Origin of the sequence: Klebsiella sp. H-Nf2 (genome assembly GCF_002806645.1) — a bacterium.
Taxonomy (GTDB): Bacteria; Pseudomonadota; Gammaproteobacteria; order Enterobacterales; family Enterobacteriaceae; genus Klebsiella; species Klebsiella variicola.
In genome coordinates this window covers 1-207 of sequence record NZ_PIBL01000056.1, presented here as the reverse complement: position 1 = coordinate 207, position 207 = coordinate 1, and the positions used below count along the sequence as shown (strand labels likewise).

Below are 207 nucleotides of genomic sequence, written 5' to 3'. Positions count from 1 at the left end.
CCCGGTTCGCCTCGTTAACCTATGTATTCAGTTAACGATAGTGCAACGAATTGCACTGGGTTTCCCCATTCGGACATCGCCGGCTATAACGGTTCATATCACCTTACCGACGCTTTTCGCAGATTAGCACGTCCTTCATCGCCTCTGACTGCCAGGGCATCCACCGTGTACGCTTAGTCGCTTAACCTCACAACCCGAAGATGTTTC

Annotated in this window: 1 rRNA gene; it reads right to left on the bottom strand. The window is 51.2% G+C overall.

Annotated elements, in window-relative coordinates:
- Positions 1-187, bottom strand: a 23S ribosomal RNA gene (locus CWM58_RS27995); the annotation flags it as partial.
- Positions 188-207 lie beyond the last annotated feature (20 nt).